Source organism: Plantibacter sp. RU18 (assembly GCF_050613355.1).
GTDB lineage: Bacteria > Actinomycetota > Actinomycetes > Actinomycetales > Microbacteriaceae > Plantibacter.
The window spans coordinates 3200936-3220812 of sequence record NZ_CP159618.1; the positions used below are offsets into that span (position 1 = coordinate 3200936).

Below are 19877 nucleotides of genomic sequence, written 5' to 3' on the forward strand. Positions count from 1 at the left end.
CCGTGATGCCGCGCGTAGGATGACCGAGAAGAATGGAGCAGCATGACGTACGACGTGTCGAAGACCGATGAGCAGTGGCGCGAGGAACTCTCGCCGGAGCAGTACCAGGTGCTCCGCGGCGCCTCGACGGAGCGCGCCTGGACCGGCGAACTCCTCGACGAGTCGCGCGCTGGCCTGTACACCTGCGCCGCCTGTAACGCGGAACTCTTCAAGAGCGGTACCAAGTTCGATTCCGGCTGCGGTTGGCCGAGCTTCTACGAATCCGTGAACCCCGAGGCCGTCCAGCTCATCGAGGACACGAGTCTCGGGATGGTGCGGACCGAGGTCCGCTGCGCGAACTGCGGATCGCACCTGGGTCACGTGTTCGACGATGGCTTCGGTACCCCGACCGGCGATCGGTACTGCATGAACTCGATCGCACTCAACTTCGCAGCGGCGGACACCGCCGAGCCGACCGAGTGACCGAGCCCGTTCCGAGCCCCGTCCTCACAGCAGTCGCCGAGCGCCGCTCGCTGTCGAAGGTCACCGATGTGGCCCCGTCGACCGACGAACTCCTGCAGATCGTCAGTGCGGCCGGCCGGGTCGCCGATCACAGCTCGCTCCGCCCGTGGCGCATCATCACGCTCCGCGGTGACGACCGGGTGAAGCTCGGGCGCGCGCTCGCGAAGGCCGAGGGCGACTCGAATCCGTCCACGAAGCCGATGCGCGCTCCGCTGCTGCTCGCCATCGTGGTCAGCGTCAAGAAGTCCAAGGTCCCTGCCTGGGAGCAGGAGGCCACGGCTTCCGGTGTCGCGCACATGGTCAGCCTGCTGCTCGACGATGCGGGCTGGGGCGTCTTCTGGCGCACCGGGAGCGCAACACGGGCAAAGGCCGTCCGCAAGGCCCACGGCCTGAAGAAGGGCGAAGAACTCCTGGGATGGCTCTACGTCGGCGGCAAGCCCACGAGCACCCGCACCGGACGCCGCAAGACGGTCAACGCGAAGGCGCACCTCAGCAGCATGCCGTAGCGTGCCGCCTCAGACCGTCGTCGTGCCTCGTGCGCGTCGACGGATCGAGGCGATCGCGACCGCGATGAAGGCGAGCAGCGTCCCGATCACGGTCGTGAGGTGGATGCCGCTGTCATCTGCGGGGAGCAGGAGGTCGAGCGCGAGTGCGCTGAGCGTCTGGCCTGCGACTGTCCCGAGGCCGAGGATGAGCACACCGGTGTGCTGCACGAGGAAGGCGGCCACGGCGATGAACACACAGCCGATCGGACCGCCGATGTACAGCCACCACTCCCCCGGAAGCGGTCCGGGCGGGGCGACGGTGATCGCGTGTACGACTGCGGCCAGCACCAGGACGACGGTGCCGACCACGAAGTTGATGAACGTCGCGGCGAGCGTGCTCTGGGCGCGGACGCGAACGCGGCCGTTGACGGCCTGCTGCCAGGCGATGCCGATGCCAGCGAGCAGCGGCAGCAGGAGCAGTCCGAGCGGGATGGATCCCCCGAGTTCACCGGACACCGCGATCGCCACCGCGAGCAACGCGACGGCAGCTCCCAGCACGCGCGGCGCCGTCAGCGCCACCACACCACCCGGGCCGAACCCGACGCGGTCGAAGACGAGACCGCTCGCGGTCTGACCCGCGACGACGGCCACGGTAAACAGTGCCACCCCGAGCGCTGCTGCGGTGAGGCCCTGCGAGAGCACGAGGAATGCTCCTGCGCAGCCGCCCAGGACGGTCCACCACGGCATCTCGCGACGCTGAACCGAGCGCATGACCGTTCCCAGTCCGCGGCGGCCTGCGCGCGAGATCAACATGCCGATCGTGAGCACGACGAGCCCGCCGCCGAATGAGATGGCCGCTGCGGTGAACCCGTCACCGAGGCGCACACCGAGTTCTCCGTTGATCCTCGCCTGCACGGCGATGAACGCCCCGCTGACGATGGCCATGATGAGCGCGAGGGGCGCGGGGAAGCGGGTCACAGGTGATTCCTTTCACGACGAGAGCGCAGGCGGATCGATGGACGACCACAGCACCTGCGCTCACGCGACGTCCACCATCCTCCCATGCGGGATACCCCTGTTCTGCCGGATGCGCGTCGAATGGTTGACTGACGGGACGAACACGCCGCGACCCCGACTGGGTCAGGCGGATATGAGGGGGAATCCATGACCATCGTCCTGAAACGAGTGCCCGGACTCTGCGCTGTCGCCGCGTCCACGGCACTGGTACTCGTCGGCTGCGCAACGGCAGCGCCCGAGCCGACTCCGACAGCGGTGTCGAGTGCCGGGTCGACCGCGGTGACAGCAGCACCGACGACGACGCCTGCAGCCGACCCGGCGGATCCTGCAACCTGGGTCATCGATTTCGGTCACGTGGGGCCGATCGCAGTCGGAGCCGCACTCGACGAGGTCGCACCGTTGATGACCGCGTTCACCGATGCGACCCAGGAGGCCTGCCCGTGGGTGACGGCCTACGACGCAGCAGGCTTCCCATCCGTGTGGTTGCCGGACCCGTCGAGCACCGGCTCGATCGAGCAGGTCGTACTACAGGCGTGGGGCGACCCGGCCGCCGTCGGAACGGACGCGCTCCGCACCGACGCAGGAATCGGCGTCGGGTCGACGCTCGACGAGCTTCGTGCGGCCTATCCGGACCTCGCCGAGCAGCCTGGCAAGTACGCCCCGTTCTACGCGATCGAGGACGAGCAGGGTCAGTGGATCAATTTCGGCGCGAATCAATCGGGCGTCGTCGACACGATCGTGCTCCGCGGCGAGGCGAAGATCGACAGCGAGTACTGCGGCTGACCGCCCGACAGACGACGAACCGCCCGCTCAGCAGTGCTGAGCGGGCGGTTCTGTTGGAGCCGACGACGGGACTTGAACCCGTAACCTACGCTTTACAAGAGCGTTGCGCTACCAATTGCGCCACGTCGGCCGACCGGGGCGAACCCCGTCCTGACCATCCTACGATGGCGGCGGATCAGCCGTTGGTCGCGGGCGTCTCGCTGGCGCTCGGCGTCAGTGTGCTCGTCGAGTAGCTCTCGCTGGAGACGGCGAGGACGAAGGCGGCGAACTGCTCCGCATCGGTGGGCGAACCGGTGTACTGCTTGCCGTTCACCAGGATGGTCGGCGTGCCCTCGACCTTGGCGACATCCGTTCCGGGCAGCGGACCACTTCGTGCCTTGTCGGTCGCGTCCTTGACCCACGACTTGTAGGTGCCCTCGTCGATGCACGTGTTGATCTTCTTCTCGCCACCGGAGACGACACCCTTGGCGATCGACTTGAGTTCGGTGTCCGTCAGACCCTCGGTGTTCTCCTTGGGCTGGTTCTCGAACAGGGCGGTGTTGAAGGCGAAGAAGTCGTTCGGGGAGTACTCGGCGACGCACGCAGCTGCGTTGGAGGCCCTGAGCGAGTACTGCGTACCGAGCGACAGGTTGCTCAGCGTCGCGAGCGGGTGGACCGTGTAGGTCGCGGCGCCGGCCTGCAGCCATCCGCCGACCTGTTCGGCGTTCGTCGTCTCGAACTGACCGCAGTAGGGGCACAGGAAGTCCTGGTAGACGGCGATCTTGATGTCCTGCGCGGCGGGGGTCGCATCGGTCTCGGGCGTGGCCTCCGGCGCCGGCGTCTCGGCGGCGGCGCTGTCGGTCGGCGTCGCACTCGGCGTCGAGGTGGTCACCGGGGCACCGACCAGCTTGAGCTCGGCGCCGACGGTGAATCCATCGTTCTGGGCCGCCGTGGGCACCGGACCGGCGGGCTTGATCGAGGTCACGATGATGACCGCGACGACGGCGACGATGGCGAGGGCCCCCAGGACGATGCCACCCTGCAGCAGGAAGCGGTTCCGGCGGTCCTTGCGCTTCTGTTGCTCGCGCAGCACGCGTGCCTTGTCGCGGGCCGCGTCGCGGCGTTCGTTCTTGGTGGGTCGGTTCTGCGATCCAGCGCCAGACATTGATCCTCGTTTCAGGGGGTCGCGCTCCGTGGACACAGCAGCGCCAAACAGACCAATCGTAGACCTGCTGCCTGAGAGCGGCCCAAACGAGGCAGGGAGCCGCCTGTGCGTCCACCGAGAGATCGGCCTCCCGCATCCCCTTCCATTCTCAGCACCTCATGGCATACTGGGACCGCGAACGCGCCATCGTCGATGCGTTCGCGTCCATTCACAACGGATCGTCCGGCACGTACCTGCCGGTGAAGGAGAACAAATCATGGCGTCAGTGACGTTTGACAACGCAACCCGTTTCTACCCGGGCGGCACCCGCCCCGCGGTCGACAAGCTGAACCTCGAGGTCGCCGACGGCGAATTCCTCGTCCTCGTCGGCCCGTCCGGCTGCGGAAAGTCCACCTCGCTCCGCATGCTCGCCGGCCTCGAAGAGGTCAACGACGGCCACATCTTCATCGGCGACCGCGACGTGACCGACGTCCCGCCGAAGGACCGCGACATCGCGATGGTGTTCCAGAACTACGCGCTGTACCCGCACATGACCGTCGCCGAGAACATGGGCTTCGCGCTCAAGATCGCCGGCGTCGGCAAGGAGGAGCGCGCCACTCGCGTCCTCGAAGCCGCCAAGCTCCTCGACCTCGAGGACTACCTCTCGCGCAAGCCGAAGGCCCTCTCCGGTGGTCAGCGTCAGCGCGTCGCCATGGGTCGCGCCATCGTCCGTCAGCCCCAGGTCTTCCTCATGGACGAGCCGCTGTCGAACCTCGACGCCAAGCTCCGTGTCCAGACCCGCACCCAGATCGCGTCGCTCCAGCGCCGACTCGGCGTCACCACGGTCTACGTCACCCACGACCAGACCGAGGCGCTCACCATGGGCGACCGCATCGCGGTCCTCAAGGACGGCATCCTCCAGCAGGTCGGCACGCCGCGCGACCTGTACGAGATGCCCAACAACGTCTTCGTCGCCGGCTTCATCGGCAGCCCGGCAATGAACCTCTTCGAGGGTGAGATCGCCGACGGCGGCATCAAGCTCGGTGGCTTCATCATCCCCGTCGAGCGTGAGATCACCGACGCCGCTCCGTCCAAGAACGTCACGGTCGGCGTCCGTCCCGAGGACATCGTGGTCTCGCAGACCGCCGGTTCGGGCATCGAGGTGACGGTCGACCTCGTCGAGGAGCTCGGCGCCGACGGTTACCTCTACGGCCACACCGAGGTGTCGGGCAAGCGCACCGACATCGTCGCGCGCGTCGACGGCCGCAACCACGCCCACATCGGCGACACCGTGTTCCTGCAGCCGACGCCGCACCACGTGCACGCATTCGACTCCGCATCGGGCGAGCGCCTCGGCAACAAGCCGGTCGTGTCCTCCTCGATCTAGTTCCAGCCGACGATGGTCGAGCGATCGTTCTCCGATCGCTCGGCCATCGTCGTTTCTGCACCACCCCACTCCCGCCCGATCACTCCCGAGGAGCGCATCGCACCATGCCCGGCGCACTGAACATCACTGCAGCGACCGTCGATCCGGCGCTACTCGACCTCCCCTGGGAGCTGCCGCTCGAGAACTGGCCGAACGAGGCCATCGCGTCCCTGCCGAAGGGCATCTCGCGTCACCTGGTCCGCTTCGCGAACCTGTCGGGCTACGTCATCGCCGTCAAGGAGACGACCTCCGAGATGGCGAAGGGCGAGTACGACATGCTCCGGACACTCCAGCGCCTCGACATCCCCTGCGTCGATCCCCTCGCCGTCATCACCAACCGGACCGACAAGAAGAACCGGGAGCTGCCGAGCGTCCTCGTGACGAGGCATCTGAAGTTCTCCCTCCCCTACCGCGCCCTGTTCCAGGGCACGCTCCGCCCGGACACCGCGACCCGACTCGTCGATGCGCTGGCCGTGCTGCTCGTCCGCCTGCACATCGTCGGCTTCTTCTGGGGCGACGTCTCGCTCTCCAACACCCTCTTCCGGCGCGATGCCGGTGCGTTCGCCGCGTACCTCGTCGACGCCGAAACGGGGAAGATCTACGAAGGTGGCCTGTCCAACGGACAGCGGGAGAACGACCTGGAGATCGCCCGCGTCAACATCGCCGGTGAACTGCTCGACCTCGAAGCCGGTGGCCGCGCCGACCCCGAACTCGACCCGGTGACGGTCAGCAACGGGATCGTCGCCGCCTACCGCTCCCTCTGGAAGGAGCTCACCGGCTCCGAATCGTTCGACGCCTCGGAGCGCTGGCGCATCACGGAGCGCGTGCACCGCCTCAACGATTTGGGCTTCGACATCGAGGAGCTCGCCATCAAGACCACCAACGAGGGCACGACGGTCCGGATCCAGCCGAAGGTCGTCGACGCAGGCCATCACCAGCGCCGACTCCTCCGCCTCACGGGACTCGACGCCGGAGAGAACCAGGCCAGGCGGCTGCTGAACGACCTCGACGCGTACTCAGCCTCGTTCGGCAAAGACGGTTTCGACGAGGAGATGGCCGCGCACGAGTGGCTCATCCGCGTCTTCGAGCCGGTCATCAAGGCGATTCCACGCGAACTCCGCGGCAAGCTGGAACCGGCCGAGATCTTCCATCAGTTGCTCGAGCACCGTTGGTTCCTCGCGCAGGACGAAGGCCGCGACATCCCGCTTGCAGAGGCCGTCAGCTCGTACGTGAACACCGTACTGCGGCACCGACGCGACGAAGCGACCATGATCGTGCCACCGACGGAGTCCATCACCGTCGCGACGCCGACGATCACCGGACCCGTGGACTGGCGCGACCTGGTCTGACGCCTCGTACCCACCTCCGGAGTCGGCAGACGACGAAGGCCCGGGAACGGAATCCGTTCACCGGGCCTGCTCAGAGGTCTCCGACTATGCGCTGCGGCGTCGGGCGATCTCGTAGAGCGTGACGCTCGCCGCGATACCGGCGTTCAGCGACTCGGTCGAGGCCGAGATCGGGATGGACACCACGGCGTCGCACGTCTCGGTGACGAGACGGGACAGTCCCTTGCCCTCGCTGCCGACGACCACGAGGATCGGCTGGTCGGCGAGTTCGAGCCCGGGCAGCGAGACGTCGCCGTCGCCGTCGAGACCGATCACGAAGACGCCGCGCTCCTTGAAGGCCTTGAGCGTCTGCGTGAGGTTGGCTGCCATGGCAACGGGCGTCCGTGCTGCGGCGCCCGCAGACGTCTTCCACGCCGAAGCCGTGAGGCCGACGCTCCGACGCTGAGGCAGGATGACCCCGTGACCACCGAAGGCAGCCGTCGAGCGGATGATCGCACCGAGGTTGCGCGGGTCCGTGATGCCGTCGAGCGCGATGAAGAGCGGGTTCTCGCCGCGGGCGATCACCTGGTCGAGCAGTTCCATCGGGTGGGAGTACTCGTACGGCGGCACCTTGATGGCGACGCCCTGGTGGACGCCGTCGAAACCGGCCATGCGGTCGAGCTCCGGGCGCATGACCTCGAGCACGGGGATCCCGCGCTTGGTGGCAATGCTGAGCGCCTCCTTGACCCGATCATCCATCTCGATGCGCGTCGCGACGTACAGCGTGGTGGCGGGGATTCGTGCGCGGAGCGCTTCGAGGACGGAGTTACGGCCCGTCACGACCTCGGACTCGTCGCTCGACTTCTGCTTGGTGCGTCCGTTCGTCGACGGACGTCCATCGCGACCCTGACCCGCGGTCTTCGGCTTGCCGGTACCTCCGGCGGCGGCGTAGCGGTCCTGGGCCGCCTTCCGCTTGCCGGCGGGGTGCCAGGCGCGGTCCTCCGCCTTCGGGGTGGGGCCACGGCCCTCGAGCGCCTTGCGGCCGAGGCCACCGGTGCCCTTGAGCGGACCCTTCTTCACTTTCTTCTGTCCGCCGGGGCGGGAAGGCTTACTTGCCACTGATACTCCAATGTGCTCCGGACGGGGTGTCTTCGATGGTAATGCCGGCCGCCGTGAGTTCGTCGCGGATCCGGTCGGCCGCAGCGAAGTCCTTGGCGACCCTGGCGTCCGCACGGTCGACGAGCAGACGCTCGACGAGTGCGGACAGGGATCGGTGGGTGACATGGTCAGTTCCGGACGCCCACAGGACGTCGGTCGGGTCGATGCCGAGGACTCTGGTCATCGCGAGGACGGCACTGGCGCTCTCCGCGGCGATCGTGGGGCTGTCCGCGCGATCGAGCGCCGCATTGCCGACGCGCACTGCATCGTGCACCGAGGCGAGCGCTCGGGGGATGTTGAGGTCATCGTCCATCGCCTCGGTGAAGTCGTTCGGCAACGCGGCTCGATCTGGAACCGCGGCGGTGTCGTTGAGGAGGCCTGCGCGGTCGGCTCGGTCGAGGAAACCCTCGATGCGTCCGAGTGCCGCCTCCGCTTCCTCGAGGGCGCCGTCGTGGAACTCGAGGGTCGATCGGTACTGCGCCGCACCGAGGTAATAGCGCACGACGAGTGGGCGGGCCCCGGCCAGGAGGTCTGCGGCGTAGACGGAGTTGCCCAGTGACTTCGACATCTTCTGTCCGCCGGTCACGGCCACGAGCCCGTTGTGCAGCCAGTAGCGGGCGAACGGGTCGCCCGCGGCGCTCGACTGCGCCAACTCGTTCTCGTGGTGCGGGAACCGGAGGTCGAGTCCGCCACCGTGGATGTCGAACTCCTCGCCGAGGTACTTCGTCGACATGGCGGAGCATTCGATGTGCCAGCCGGGACGGCCTTCGCCCCATGGCGACATCCAGCTGGCGGAGCGTGGCTCGCCGGGTTTCGTGCCCTTCCAGAGTGCGAAGTCGCGCGGGTCGCGCTTGCCACGTGGGTCGGCGTCGGTCGCCGCCTCCATGTTGTCGGCGTTCTGCCGGGTCAGCTCGCCGTAGCGGCTCCATGAAGCGGTGTCGAAGTAGACGTCGCCCGAGTCGTCGGGCGCGGGGTACGCGTGACCTGCGTCGATGAGCCGCTCGATCAGCTCCTCCATCTCGGGGATGCTCGCGGTGGCTCGCGGTTCGTAGCTGGGTGGCAGGATGCCGAGCGCGCTGTAGGCGGCGGTGAACTCGAGCTCGTACCGGTAGGCGAGTGCCCACCACTCCTCGCCGGGCAAGGCGAAGCCGCCCTCCACACCCGCGGCGGCGTTCGCGAGGATCTTGTCGTCGATGTCCGTGACGTTGCGCACGAGCGTGACGCGATGCCCCGAGACCGTCAACCAACGGCGCAACTGGTCGTAGACGAGCGCGCTGCGAAGGTGACCGATGTGCGGGGACGACTGCACGGTGGGTCCACAGACGTATAGCCCCGCCTCAGCTTCGCGGAGCGGCACGAAGTCCCGGAGGGACTGCGTTTTCGAATCGTAGAGTCGGAGAGCCACGACACCAGACTAGCCGCCGCCGTCGGGGCATGATGGTCGCATGACGATGCGACGGGGCGACCAGACGGTTCTGCGTGCACGGCTCGGAGCCCAACTGCTCGACGACAGGGAGCGGCTCACCCCCGCGCAGGTGGTCTCACGGTTGCTCGCGATGCAGGCCCAGGATTTCAGCTCAGGACTCTGGGCGATCGGTGCCAGGTCCGGCGGCGCGGTCGTCGCCGATGTGCTCGGCGCGCTCGAGGACGGTTCGATCGTCAGGTCCTGGCCGATGCGTGGCACGCTCCACTTCGTCGCGGCGGAGGACCTCGGTTGGATGATGCGGCTCGGCGCACCTCGGGTCCGGTCGGCGATCGCCGCGAGACACCGTCAGCTCGGCCTCGACGCCGAGACCTTCTCGCGGTCCCGCAGCATCGCCGAGCATGTGCTCAGCGGGAATCGGCGGGCGACGAGGGACGAGCTCATGGTGGCGCATCAGCAGGCCGGTATCCCGACGATCGGCCAGCGCGGACCGCACCTCGTGATGGAACTGGCGATGACGGAGGTCGTGTGCTGGGGCCCGCCCGCAGGAACGCAGCAGGCCCTCGTCCTCAGCGAGGAGTGGATTACGTCGCCACGCGACCTCGACCCGGACGAAGCGCTCGGAGAGTTCGTCGTCCGCTATCTGACGGGACACGGTCCTGCCACGCTCGCCGACTTCACCTGGTGGTCGAAGCTCACCGTCGCACAGGCGAGACGTGGACTCGATGTGGCCGCGGCCAGGGTCGTCGAGTCCGTCGACGACGGCGTCAGCCGCTGGTCGACCGCAGAGCAGGCAGCCTCGGGACCACCTGTACGCGCGACGAGCCGGGTCCTCGCGCTGCCGGGCTTCGACGAGCTCCTGCTCGGCTACCGCGACCGGTCGCTCGTGCTCGAACCCGAACACGCCGATCTCATCGTTCCCGGCGGCAACGGGATCTTCCTGCCGCTGATCACGGTCGACGGTCGCATCGTCGGCACCTGGCGGCGGCGGGTGACGTCGAGCGGTGTCACGATCACGCCTGCCCCGTTCCGACCACTGTCGCAGCGGGTGCAGGCGGGAGTCCGCCGGGCGGGAGCCGACTACGGACGGTTCCTCGGCCTGCCGACGACGGTGTCCGACGAGCAGCCGCTCGACTGACCGTGCCCCGGGGCGCCCCTGCGGTCAGCGCCGTTCGACGAGCGCTGTCGCGATCGCCGTGAGTCCTTCGCCACGCCCGGTGAAGCCCAGCCGATCAGTCGTCGTCGCCGAGATGCTCACCGGACCGCCGACGAGATCACGGAGCAGCGCTTCCGCCTCGGAGCGCCGCGGCGCGAAGCGCGGTCGATTGCCCACGAGCTGCACGGCGACGTTCACAACCGTGAACCCGGCGTCGTGCAGCCGGGCAGCGGTGGCGCGGAGGAACACGTCGCCGTGCGCACCGGAGAAGCGGGGGTCGTCGGTTCCGAACACGGAGCCGATGTCGCCGAGGCCGGCGGCGGACAGCAGCGCGTCGACGACGGCATGTGCGACGGGGTCGCCGTCGCTGTGCCCCGCGAGTCCGCACTCCCCCGGCCAGAAGAGACCGGCGAGCCACAGCTCCGCATCATCGTCGAAGGCGTGCACGTCGATGCCGATGCCGGTGCGGATCGATGCTCGCGACGGCTCGTCCGGCGTGTGCCGGCGTGCGGCGACCGGCTGCTCGGTGAGCAGCCGCGCGGCACGCTGAGCGTCCCACGGTGTCGTGATCTTGAAAGCGGCCTCGGAACCGAGGACGGCGAGCACCGGGTGACCGGCATCCGCATACAACGCGGCGTCGTCGGTCGCAGCGGCAAGGCGCCCGCCTGCTGCCTGGAACGCGGCGATCAGGGATTCCTTCGGGAAGGCCTGGGGTGTCTGGACAGCGGTGAGCGTCGTGCGATCGACCGTCTGCTCGACGCGACCTCCGGCGTCGACGCGCTTGATGGTGTCGGTGACAGGGAGGCCGGGGATGATCCCCCAGCCGGTCCGCTCGGCTGCCTCGATCACGCGCTCGAACTGTTCGGTCGGCGTCAACGCCCTGGCCGCGTCGTGCACGAGGACCGTGCCGACTCCTGGCCAGAGCGCTCCGAGTCCCGCAAGGACGGAGTCCTGGCGCGTGTCGCCTCCGACCACGACGCGGAGGTGGTCTGCGGCTGCACCGGCCGCCCGAGCCCCGATGGTCTCCGCCTCACCCACCCGATCGGCAGGGACGACGACGACGACCTGCACCGCCTCGGTCAATCGGAAGATCGGCGCGAGCGCGTGCTCCAGCACCGTCGCACCGGCCAGGGAGACGAATGCCTTCGGAATGCCCGCCCCGAGACGGGTGCCACTCCCGGCCGCGACGACGATCACACCGACCGAGGGCGCCCCCTCGAGGGAGGAGTCGTCTGCTGCGGACGGTTCGTAGATCGCACCCATGTGCCGAGCCTACTTCGCCGCGCGGACGCGGCGAGGGACACAGGCGAGCGGTCAGGACGCGAGTACCTCGTCGAGGACGGTGGACGCCTGCTCCTCGTCGGTCTGCTCGGCCAAGGCCAACTCCGAGATGAGGATCTGTCTGGCCTTCGCGAGCATGCGCTTCTCGCCCGCGGACAGACCGCGGTCCTGGTCGCGACGCCAGAGGTCTCTGACCACCTCGGACACCTTGATGACGTCGCCCGAAGCCAGTTTCTCGAGGTTCGCCTTGTATCGGCGCGACCAGTTCGTCGGCTCCTCGGTGAACGGCGCGCGCAGTACGTCGAAGACCCGGTCCACGCCGTCCTGGCCGATGACGTCGCGAACGCCGACGAGGTCGACGTTCTCGGCCGGGACCTCGATGACGAGGTCTCCCTGCGTGACGCGGAGCTTCAGATAGAGCCGCTCCTCACCCTTGATCACACGGGTCTTCACCTCGGTGATGATCGCGGCACCGTGATGCGGGTAGACAACCGTCTCGCCAACTTCGAAGATCATGGGTTCAGGTCCCTTCAGCGTCCCCCAGAATACCATGGGACCCCTGGTCAGAGCCTGGTACGCGCCCTCGAGGACCCTCGCGGGCAGACGCGGTCCTCCGCCTGCCCCACAGCGATCACGGGACCCCAGCGGGGGTGGGCTAGACTCGAAGCCGGATCCCGGGACACCTGTCACTCGTCTGCGCCCGGGGACGCCACATCTTGGAGGGTTCTGTGAAGGCGCGTCTCATCGCTTCCATCGTTGTCGCGGGTGCCCTGGCACTCGGCATGAGCGGCTGCAACCTCATCGCTCCGCAGGCGACCCTGAAGCAGTACGACGCTTCAGACGGCGTCGGCGTCACGGTCGGCAAGGTCGACATCCGCAACGCCATCGTCGTCGCGGACGACGACACGGTCGGCAACCTGGTGTTCAGCGTCGCCAACACCGACGACCGCGCACACACGATCCTCATCGAGGTCGAGGGCAGCGACGAGCAGTTCCAGGTCCTCGCAGAGCCGGGTCTCACGACCTTCGACGGCTCCGGCGCGAACGAACCGCTGCGCATCGAGCCGCTTGGCGCCAAGCCCGGTGACATCCTCGACGTGTTCTTCCAGTACGGCGACGAGACCGGAGCCACCGCGAGCGTCCCGATCCTGACCGGCCAGCTCCTCGAGTACTCGACGCTCGTCCCGACGCCGACTCCGACTCCGTCCGAGGTGCCGAGCACGGAACCGACTCCCGAAGTCACACCGACCACGGAACCGACCGACTAGTCGTCGCACCGGAGCCAGTCCGCTCCCGGATCGCACTGAACGCCCCGCCTCTCCTCGGAGATGCGGGGCGTTCTCGTGGCGTCGGACGGCGTCTACGCCTCGAAGCGGTAGCCGAGGCCACGCACCGTGACGAGCATGACCGGCTCCGACGGATTCGCCTCGATACGCGACCGGATCCGCTTGATGTGGACGTCGAGGGTCTTCGTGTCCCCGTAGTAGTCGCTCCCCCACACACGGTCGATGAGCTGGCCCCTCGTCAACACGCGGCCGGCGTTGCGTAGGAGCAATTCGAGGAGTTCGTACTCTTTGAGCGGCATCGGGATCGGTGCGCCGTTGACCTCGACCACGTGGCGTTCGGTGTCCATCCGGACGGTACCCACCTCGAGGAGGATCTCCTCCTGAGCCTGGTCCGCCTCCACCCGACGGCGCATCACGGCCCGGATCCGGGCGAGCAGTTCGCGGGTCGAGTACGGCTTCGTGACATAGTCGTCTGCGCCGAGCTCCAGTCCCACGACGATGTCGACCTCGGAGTCCTTCGCCGTCAGCATGATGATGGGCGTGCTGGACACCGCCCGGATCTGCCGACAGACCTCGGTACCGGGAATGCCCGGCAGCATGAGGTCCAGCAGGACGAGATCGGCGCCACGCGAGGTGAACGCCTGGACGGCGGATGGCCCGTCTTCGGCAACCTCCACCTCATAGCCCTCCCGTTCGAGCAGATAGCTCAACGGTTCGCTGAGAGACGCTTCGTCTTCGACGAGCAGGATGCGGGTCACTGAGTACTCCTTGCCGTGCCGGTGGAGAGGTCCTCCGGCGGGGTCGTTGCTCTGGGGAGGCGGATGGTGAACGTCGAGCCACGGCCGAGCTGCGACCAGACTTTCACGTCACCACCATGGTTCTGGATCGTGTGCTTGACGATGCTGAGTCCGAGACCTGTTCCGCCGGTGTGACGGGATCGGGCCTGGTCGACGCGGAAGAACCGTTCGAACACCCGATCGCGGTCGTCGTCGGCGATCCCGACGCCCTGGTCCGTGACGGCGACCTCGACGACGTCGTCGATCGCCCGTACCCCGACGCCGACCTGCGAACCGGTCGGGGAATAGTGGATGGCGTTCGAGATGAGGTTGTGGACGGCGACGACGAGCATTGCTTCGTCGCCGTAGACCTCGAGGCCCTTCCCACCGCGCACTGACAGCCCGACACCGGTGGCCTCCGCGGGAACGCGGTTCTGGTCGACGGCGGCGGCGATGACGCGGTCGAGGCGCACGAGCTCTGGTTGATGCAACGCATCGGCCGCCTGCAACCGGGAGAGATCGATGATCTCGGCGGTCATGCGGGTCAGGCGCTGCGATTCCGTCGCGAGCCGACTCGCGAACCGTTTCACGCGGTCCGGATCGTCGGCGGCGGTGTCGAGCGCCTCGGACAGCAGGCCGATGGCCCCGATCGGGGTCTTCAGCTCATGGCTGATGTTGGCGATGAAGTCGCGCCGCACCTCGTCGAGGCGTCTGGCCTCGGTGTGATCCTCCGCGAGCAGGAGGATGAACCGGGAACCGAGCGGCGCGGCGCGGACGGAGAGGTGCCGGGTCGCTTCGCCGAAACGACCGAGCGCGAGCTCCAACTCGCTCGTCACCGCTTCACCGGTGCGGCGCACTTCGAGCGACAGCTCCATGAGTTCCGGGTTGGCAAGGGTCCGATCACGGACGAGCCCGAGCGCGAACGCCCCCGGTGATGCCTTCAGGACGTTGTTCGACGGGTCGACGACGATACCCGCGCTGTCGAGCGCTTCGAGTACCTGGTCGACTCCATCGGGCACGACCGGGCTGACTACGGTCGCCGCGCGCTCACCTCGCCGGAGAGCGAGGATGATGAGGGCGACGAAGCCGCCCCCGACGATGAGGCCGAGTGCCAAGGCGATCAGCACCAACCACATGGTGTCCATGGTGACTACGTTACTCAGTCCGCCTGAGCACGAAGTCGCGAATACCGCACCACTTCGGTCACTGTTCACGCCTACAGCCCCAACTGTTAACCTTGGTTCGGCATCATCGGCGGAGCAGGCACCTGCCTGCCCACCGCCAGGTCACGGAAGGACGGCACCCAGAGCCATGCGCGAGGTATTCCAGCAGTCACTGCGAGAGGTCCAGGATCGTCTGGTCGAGATCTCCGAACTCGTGACGGTCTCCATCGAGAAGGCCACCCAGTCCTTCGGCACCTCGGACGTCTCGATCGCCGAAGAAGTCATCGCCAACGACAACCGCATCGACCAGCTCGCGATCGAGCTCGACGAACTCGCGATCGACATCCTCGCGCGTCAGCAGCCCGTGGCACGCGACCTCCGCATCGTCGTGAGCGCACTGCGCATCAGCGCATCCTTGGAGCGCATGGGCGACATGGCTGAGCACATCGCTCAGCTGTCGCGGTACCGTTTCCCCGACAAGGCCGTTCCCAAGGGCCTGCGCTCGACCTTCGCCGAGATGGGACGTCTCGACGTCTCGATCGCGCGGAAGCTCACCGACCTCCTCCGCACGCAGGACCCGCGGATCGCCGATGAGATCAGGAACGACGACGACGACGTGGACGAGCTGCACGCCAGCGTCTTCGAGAAGGTGCTCGGTGAGACCTGGAAGGGCGAGCCCGTCGCGACCGTCGATGCCACGCTCGCCTCGCGGTACCACGAGCGCTTCGCAGACCACGCCGTCTCGATCGCCAAGAAGGTCCAGTACCTCGCCACCGGCGATTGGATCCCCGAGGACGCGACGAGCCCGGCCCACCACTGAGCACGTCCGACAGCACTGAGCAGGTCCCACAGACATGCCGATGAGCGGTGCCGCCCCCATGGGGCCGGCACCGCTCAGTCGTTTAGCGCCGACTCAGCTGCGCTGACGGCGACGCGTGACGGCGCCGCCTGCCAGGAACAGCAGTCCGAGGATCATCGCGAGACCGGCGCCCGGTACGAGCTGAGCCACGTCGGATCCGGTGTCGGCGAGCGCCGGCTCACCCGACTGGGCGGCTGAGGACGCTCCGCGTGAGCTGCGCAGTGCTGACGTCGACGCGGAGGTCGGGTTCGTCACCGTCGGGGTCACCGGGGTCACCGGGGTCGTCGGGTCCACCGGGTCGGTGGGGTCGACAGGATCCGTCGGGTCGACAGGATCCGTCGGATCCGTCGGGTCCGTGGTCGTCGGACCACCGGTCTCGGTGTCACCGATGACCGAGATCGCATTGCCGCCGATCGTGATCGGCAGCCCGAGGTCGATGAGGACCTGGTTCCCTCCGCCGATGCTGTCCGTCCCGGTCGTGGTCGACGGCACGCTGCCGCCGGTCACGGGAAGCATCGTGGACGAGCCTCCGGACTGCGCGTCACCGATCACGCTGATGGCGTTCCCGGTCGCAGTGACCGGCACATCGACGACACCGATGATCTGGTTGCCGCCCGCGACACTGTCCTCACCCGTCGTGGTCGACGGAGCACCAGGAGCGGACTCCGAGGGACCCGCCGTCGGCGCGCCACCCGTGCTCTCCGAATCACCAAACAGCGAGATCGCGTTCCCGCCGACCGTCACCGGAACCGTGATCACCGGCGACACCTGATTTCCGCCCGCGACACTGTCCTCACCCGTCGTGGTGGCGGGTTGGGATGCGGCCGGGGCCGTCACCTCGGATGGGACCGGCGCACTACCCGCCCCTGTGCTCTCGGCATCGCCGATGAGCGAGATGGCGTTGCCCTCGACGGTCACCGGGATCGTGATGGGCAGCTCGACCTGGTTGCCGCCGGCAACACTGTCCTCGCCGCTCGTCGCGGCTGGTGCTGGTGCGGGCGCCGGCTCAGGTGCCGGTGCCGGCTCAGGTGCCGGTGCGGGCTCAGGTGCCGGCTCCTCGACAGGTTCGGCCGCTGGTGCGGCAGTCGAGTCGCCGACGACACTCACAGCCGTGTCGACGATGTCGACCGGCACTTCGAGCACCACGTCGACGAGGTTCCCTCCGAGGACGCTGTCGTCCCCCGATGTCTCGGCGGCGTTGGCCGCCGTTGTGCCGAGGAGCGTGAGCCCCGCGATGAAGAGGCCGCAATACAGCCCTTTTTTGACAAACGAATTCATGATTCCTGCTCCTTGCAGAGTGACTGGCGTGCTCCCGGAATCGGGAGACTTCGGACTGGAACCCACCGAGAAGGTGGCACTCCACCGCGAGTGGGCGGAGTGGTCCGGCGTCAATCAGGAGAGGTGTCGGAAGGGAATGTCGGCGAGGACGGGAGGTCGTCGTCGCGCGAAGGCCCTCTGCGGTCGTCGCAGAGAACGGGGTGGAAGTCTGCAGCCGTGGCGTCGCCGGCGGTCGCCGACGCGCTGGGGCCCGCCGCACCGGAGGAACTCGCCCCGGCGGGCGTCACGGCAAAGCCAGGGGCGGACAGCGGCGCCTGAGGGACGCCTGCGGGCGAGGCAGGCAGCGCGGCCGAGCCGACGACGTCAGGTGTCGTGGCTGCGGTGCCGGCTAGGAAGTCCGAGTACCCGTCCGCGAACATCGAAGTGGCGTCTGAACCCCCCGGAGAGGCAGCCACCGACGGCGGGCCGACGACGGCCTGTGCAGGCGTGAGCGGCTCCCCCGACGGTGTCAGGGCGACGGGTGTCGACGGCTCGTTCGCCACGGCCGGGTCGGAGCCCGGAACGACCGGGACCGGCACAGCGGCGACGGCATCCCCGACGCCCGTGAGCGTCTGGTCCACCGCATCGACGACCGGTTCGACGATCGCAGCGACCGGGGCATCCCCGAGCGTCTGATCCACGAGATCGTTCACGACCGGTACGGACGCGACGGTGTCGTCGACCACGGAGACCACCGGTTCGAGGACGGTCGCGTCAGCCGTGTCGACGACGTTCGCGACTGCGTCGAGGGGTTGCTCGAGGGAACCGACCACCTGGGTCACGGCTCCGAGCAGGCTTGGGTCGGCAGGGGTGCCACTGCCGTCGTCGGCGTGCGCCGACGCGGGGCTGCCGAACAGCGCCATCGCCGTGAGTGCTGCGGCAGCGAAACCGCCGAGCGTGAGCGCGCGCCAGAGGGGGAAGGCGGTGCGGTCGGCTGACTGCTCCATGTGAATCCCCCCTTTCAGGTCACAGTGGAGTCACTGTACGCTCACCGGCGCGGTGAGACAACCCCCTTCCGACGGCGACAGAAAACCCCGATCAGGAGCGAATCCATCCGCGGTTTCCGCGAGGGTCGCGCCCGATCGGGGCACTGGTTTGGTGGGGTTAACGCTACTTCTTCCCCTGAGCAGCGACGGCTGCAGCACCGGCCGCGGCGGCTTCGGGATCGAGGTAGACGCCGGGCTTGACGGGACGGAAGTCTTCGTCGAGTTCGTAGACCAATGGGATGCCCGTCGGGATGTTCAGCTCGGCGATCTCGTCGTCGGAGATGCCGTCGAGGTGCTTCACAAGAGCGCGCAGCGAGTTACCGTGCGCCGTGACCAGGACGGTCCTGCCGGCTGCGAGGTCGACCGTGATGTCGGACTCCCAGTAGGGCAGCATGCGGTCGATGACGTCCTTCAGGCACTCCGTGCGAGGCAGTTCACCATCGATGCCGACGTAGCGCGGGTCGTTCGCCTGCGACCACTCGTTGTCGTCATCGATCGGGGGCGGCGGGACGTCGAAGGAGCGACGCCAGGTCTGGAACTGCTCGGGGCCGTACTCCGCGAGGGTCTGTGCCTTGTCCTTGCCCTGGAGCGCACCGTAATGGCGCTCGTTCAGGCGCCAGCTGCGCTTGACCGGGATCCACATGCGGTCAGCGGTCTCGAGGGCGAGGTTCGCGGTCTGGATCGCGCGCGAGAGCACCGAGGTGTACAGGACGTCGGGCGTGATGCCCGAGTCAGCGAGCAGCTCGCCCGCGCGCTTGGCCTCGGTGACGCCGAGCTCACTGAGTCGGACGTCGACCCAGCCGGTGAACAGGTTCTTCTGGTTCCAGTCGCTGTTGCCGTGGCGCAGCAGGACGAGGGTGTAGGTCTCAGGCATGCCTCCAGCATACCGATCGGCCGCTCGACGGACGCGGACCGCCGAGCCTCGTGCAGTGCGGGAGAATGGTCCCATGCCGGTCGGATCCATCACCCGCGGGACAACGAACACGAACCGCCTGCGACGGGTGGATCGCTGGATCGCGACCCTACCGGTGCTCCGGCACACGACCGAGCCGCTCGTCGTCGACCTCGGCTACGGCGCGAGCGGAGTGACCGCCTTGGAACTGCACCAGCGGTTGCACACGGTCCGAGCGGATCTCCGAGTGCTCGGGCTCGAGATCGAACCGAGTCGGGTGCGGACCGCTGACGCGCAACTCCAGCAGGTGCACTCGGGCGGGACACGCTTCGCCCCCGATGCTGCGGTGTCCTTCGCGCTCGGTGGCTTCGAGGTTCCGACCGGAGACGACCGGCCGGTGGTGATCCGTGCGTTCAACGTCCTCCGTCAATACGACGAGTCGGAGGTGCGCGGCGCGTGGCAGCTCATGGGTTCTCGACTGCAATCGGACGGGGTCCTCGTCGAGGGCACCTGCGACGAGATCGGACGGATCTCGAGTTGGGTCGCGATCGACCGATCCGGGTCGGCGCAGACGTTCACGATCAGTCTCCGTCTGGCGGACCTCCTGCTGCCGTCGATCGTGGCCGAGCGCCTACCGAAGGCCCTCATCCACCGGAACGTCGCAGGCGAACCCGTCCATGCCCTGCTCCTCGAACTCGACCGCGCCTGGCGCATGCACGCCCCGCTCTCGGTCTACAGCCCGGTGCAGCGCTGGCTGGCCGCTGTCGCCACGCTCCGCGACGCCGGCTGGCCCGTCCTCGCCGGACGCAGCCGCTGGCGTCTCGGCGAACTGACGCTGCCGTGGTCGGCCGTCGCTCCGAAGGAGTCCGGGACGACGGCCGCTTCCCTCACGAACTGAACAGCTCGGCGCACTCGTCGGT

At 68.0% G+C, this 19877-nt stretch carries 20 protein-coding genes and 1 tRNA gene; 9 read left to right on the top strand and 12 right to left on the bottom strand.

Features of this window, described 5'->3' with window-relative positions; translation table 11 throughout:
- Positions 1-42 precede the first annotated feature (42 nt).
- Positions 43-462 carry a peptide-methionine (R)-S-oxide reductase MsrB gene (msrB, locus tag ABMA10_RS15380; RefSeq protein WP_347868557.1) on the top strand — a complete coding sequence of 140 codons (420 nt, stop codon included), beginning with the start codon at positions 43-45 and terminating at the stop codon, positions 460-462.
- Positions 459-1007, top strand: coding sequence for a nitroreductase family protein (locus tag ABMA10_RS15385; protein WP_347868558.1), 549 nt, complete (start codon positions 459-461; stop codon positions 1005-1007). Before msrB ends, ABMA10_RS15385 begins: the two co-directional genes overlap by 4 nt.
- A gap of 9 nt (positions 1008-1016) precedes the next feature.
- On the opposite strand, the gene ABMA10_RS15390 is transcribed toward ABMA10_RS15385, so the two are convergent.
- Positions 1017-1964, bottom strand: a complete 948-nt coding sequence (locus tag ABMA10_RS15390; RefSeq protein WP_347868559.1) for a DMT family transporter — start codon at positions 1962-1964, stop codon at positions 1017-1019.
- A 186-nt stretch (positions 1965-2150) separates the two neighbouring features.
- Between ABMA10_RS15390 and ABMA10_RS15395 the strand changes: the two genes are divergently transcribed.
- Entirely contained in the window at positions 2151-2786 is a 636-nt protein-coding gene (locus ABMA10_RS15395; RefSeq protein WP_347868560.1) for a hypothetical protein, read from the top strand.
- A 54-nt stretch (positions 2787-2840) separates the two neighbouring features.
- Here the strand turns inward: ABMA10_RS15395 and ABMA10_RS15400 are convergent.
- Together ABMA10_RS15400 and ABMA10_RS15405 are read right to left on the bottom strand one after the other, a co-directional pair.
- Positions 2841-2916, bottom strand: a tRNA-Thr gene (locus ABMA10_RS15400).
- A gap of 45 nt (positions 2917-2961) precedes the next feature.
- Positions 2962-3930 carry a DsbA family protein gene (locus ABMA10_RS15405; protein ID WP_347868561.1) on the bottom strand — a complete coding sequence of 323 codons (969 nt, stop codon included), beginning with the start codon at positions 3928-3930 and terminating at the stop codon, positions 2962-2964.
- A 256-nt stretch (positions 3931-4186) separates the two neighbouring features.
- On the opposite strand from ABMA10_RS15405, the gene ABMA10_RS15410 reads away from it, so the two are divergent.
- A complete protein-coding gene (locus ABMA10_RS15410; RefSeq protein WP_347868562.1) occupies positions 4187-5296 on the top strand; it encodes an ABC transporter ATP-binding protein in 1110 nt (369 codons plus the stop codon).
- Between the two features lie 104 nt (positions 5297-5400).
- Positions 5401-6684, top strand: coding sequence for a DUF4032 domain-containing protein (locus ABMA10_RS15415; RefSeq protein WP_431030666.1), 1284 nt, complete (start codon positions 5401-5403; stop codon positions 6682-6684).
- Positions 6685-6768: 84 nt separating this feature from the next.
- On the opposite strand, the gene rlmB is transcribed toward ABMA10_RS15415, so the two are convergent.
- Both rlmB and cysS read right to left on the bottom strand, forming a co-directional pair.
- Complete coding sequence (gene rlmB / locus ABMA10_RS15420; RefSeq protein ID WP_347868564.1) at positions 6769-7779, bottom strand: 23S rRNA (guanosine(2251)-2'-O)-methyltransferase RlmB; 1011 nt, start codon at positions 7777-7779, stop codon at positions 6769-6771.
- Positions 7769-9223 carry a cysteine--tRNA ligase gene (gene cysS, locus ABMA10_RS15425; protein ID WP_347868565.1) on the bottom strand — a complete coding sequence of 485 codons (1455 nt, stop codon included), beginning with the start codon at positions 9221-9223 and terminating at the stop codon, positions 7769-7771. Before cysS ends, rlmB begins: the two co-directional genes overlap by 11 nt.
- Before the next feature lie 40 nt (positions 9224-9263).
- Here cysS and ABMA10_RS15430 point away from each other — a divergent pair, with 40 nt between their 5' ends.
- On the top strand, positions 9264-10379 hold the full coding sequence (locus ABMA10_RS15430) for a winged helix DNA-binding domain-containing protein (RefSeq protein WP_347868566.1): 1116 nt from the start codon (positions 9264-9266) through the stop codon (positions 10377-10379).
- Between the two features lie 24 nt (positions 10380-10403).
- Here the strand turns inward: ABMA10_RS15430 and ispD are convergent, their stop codons facing one another.
- A complete protein-coding gene (gene ispD, locus ABMA10_RS15435) occupies positions 10404-11660 on the bottom strand; it encodes a 2-C-methyl-D-erythritol 4-phosphate cytidylyltransferase (RefSeq protein WP_347868567.1) in 1257 nt (418 codons plus the stop codon).
- Positions 11661-11711: 51 nt separating this feature from the next.
- Positions 11712-12194 (bottom strand): CarD family transcriptional regulator, encoded by a 483-nt coding sequence (locus ABMA10_RS15440; protein ID WP_347868568.1) that lies wholly within the window; start codon positions 12192-12194, stop codon positions 11712-11714.
- Positions 12195-12406: 212 nt separating this feature from the next.
- On the opposite strand from ABMA10_RS15440, the gene ABMA10_RS15445 reads away from it, so the two are divergent.
- Positions 12407-12946, top strand: coding sequence for a hypothetical protein (locus ABMA10_RS15445; RefSeq protein ID WP_347868569.1), 540 nt, complete (start codon positions 12407-12409; stop codon positions 12944-12946).
- Between the two features lie 92 nt (positions 12947-13038).
- On the opposite strand, the gene ABMA10_RS15450 is transcribed toward ABMA10_RS15445, so the two are convergent.
- Together ABMA10_RS15450 and ABMA10_RS15455 are read right to left on the bottom strand one after the other, a co-directional pair.
- On the bottom strand, positions 13039-13722 hold the full coding sequence (locus ABMA10_RS15450; RefSeq protein ID WP_431030667.1) for a response regulator: 684 nt from the start codon (positions 13720-13722) through the stop codon (positions 13039-13041).
- Positions 13719-14885, bottom strand: coding sequence for a sensor histidine kinase (locus ABMA10_RS15455; protein WP_347868571.1), 1167 nt, complete (start codon positions 14883-14885; stop codon positions 13719-13721). Before ABMA10_RS15455 ends, ABMA10_RS15450 begins: the two co-directional genes overlap by 4 nt.
- 166 nt (positions 14886-15051) lie before the next feature.
- On the opposite strand from ABMA10_RS15455, the gene phoU reads away from it, so the two are divergent.
- A complete protein-coding gene (phoU, locus tag ABMA10_RS15460) occupies positions 15052-15723 on the top strand; it encodes a phosphate signaling complex protein PhoU (protein ID WP_347868572.1) in 672 nt (223 codons plus the stop codon).
- 93 nt (positions 15724-15816) lie between these two features.
- Here the strand turns inward: phoU and ABMA10_RS15465 are convergent, their stop codons facing one another.
- The 3 genes from ABMA10_RS15465 to ABMA10_RS15475 all read right to left on the bottom strand — a co-directional run bounded on the left by ABMA10_RS15465 (position 15817) and on the right by ABMA10_RS15475 (position 18939).
- Positions 15817-17040: a chaplin family protein gene (locus tag ABMA10_RS15465; protein ID WP_431030668.1), complete on the bottom strand. Its 1224-nt coding sequence runs from the start codon at positions 17038-17040 to the stop codon at positions 15817-15819.
- Positions 17041-17150: 110 nt separating this feature from the next.
- Entirely contained in the window at positions 17151-18026 is an 876-nt protein-coding gene (locus ABMA10_RS15470) for a hypothetical protein (RefSeq protein ID WP_347868574.1), read from the bottom strand.
- Positions 18027-18189: 163 nt separating this feature from the next.
- Complete coding sequence (locus ABMA10_RS15475; protein WP_347868575.1) at positions 18190-18939, bottom strand: phosphoglyceromutase; 750 nt, start codon at positions 18937-18939, stop codon at positions 18190-18192.
- Positions 18940-19012: 73 nt separating this feature from the next.
- On the opposite strand from ABMA10_RS15475, the gene ABMA10_RS15480 reads away from it, so the two are divergent.
- The gene (locus tag ABMA10_RS15480; protein ID WP_347868576.1) at positions 19013-19855 is read left to right on the top strand and encodes a class I SAM-dependent methyltransferase; all 843 of its coding nucleotides are present in this window, start codon (positions 19013-19015) and stop codon (positions 19853-19855) included.
- Positions 19856-19877 lie beyond the last annotated feature (22 nt).

Coding starts and splice junctions, on each gene's coding strand:
- msrB (WP_347868557.1), top strand. CDS start 43: ATGACGTACGACGTGTCGAAGACCGATGAGCAGTGGCGCGAGGAACTC.
- ABMA10_RS15395 (WP_347868560.1), top strand. CDS start 2,151: ATGACCATCGTCCTGAAACGAGTGCCCGGACTCTGCGCTGTCGCCGCG.
- ABMA10_RS15405 (WP_347868561.1), bottom strand. CDS start 3,930: ATGTCTGGCGCTGGATCGCAGAACCGACCCACCAAGAACGAACGCCGC.
- ABMA10_RS15410 (WP_347868562.1), top strand. CDS start 4,187: ATGGCGTCAGTGACGTTTGACAACGCAACCCGTTTCTACCCGGGCGGC.
- ABMA10_RS15415 (WP_431030666.1), top strand. CDS start 5,401: ATGCCCGGCGCACTGAACATCACTGCAGCGACCGTCGATCCGGCGCTA.
- ABMA10_RS15430 (WP_347868566.1), top strand. CDS start 9,264: ATGACGATGCGACGGGGCGACCAGACGGTTCTGCGTGCACGGCTCGGA.
- ispD (WP_347868567.1), bottom strand. CDS start 11,660: ATGGGTGCGATCTACGAACCGTCCGCAGCAGACGACTCCTCCCTCGAG.
- ABMA10_RS15440 (WP_347868568.1), bottom strand. CDS start 12,194: ATGATCTTCGAAGTTGGCGAGACGGTTGTCTACCCGCATCACGGTGCC.
- ABMA10_RS15455 (WP_347868571.1), bottom strand. CDS start 14,885: ATGGACACCATGTGGTTGGTGCTGATCGCCTTGGCACTCGGCCTCATC.
- phoU (WP_347868572.1), top strand. CDS start 15,052: ATGCGCGAGGTATTCCAGCAGTCACTGCGAGAGGTCCAGGATCGTCTG.
- ABMA10_RS15465 (WP_431030668.1), bottom strand. CDS start 17,040: ATGAATTCGTTTGTCAAAAAAGGGCTGTATTGCGGCCTCTTCATCGCG.
- ABMA10_RS15470 (WP_347868574.1), bottom strand. CDS start 18,026: ATGGAGCAGTCAGCCGACCGCACCGCCTTCCCCCTCTGGCGCGCGCTC.
- ABMA10_RS15475 (WP_347868575.1), bottom strand. CDS start 18,939: ATGCCTGAGACCTACACCCTCGTCCTGCTGCGCCACGGCAACAGCGAC.
- ABMA10_RS15480 (WP_347868576.1), top strand. CDS start 19,013: ATGCCGGTCGGATCCATCACCCGCGGGACAACGAACACGAACCGCCTG.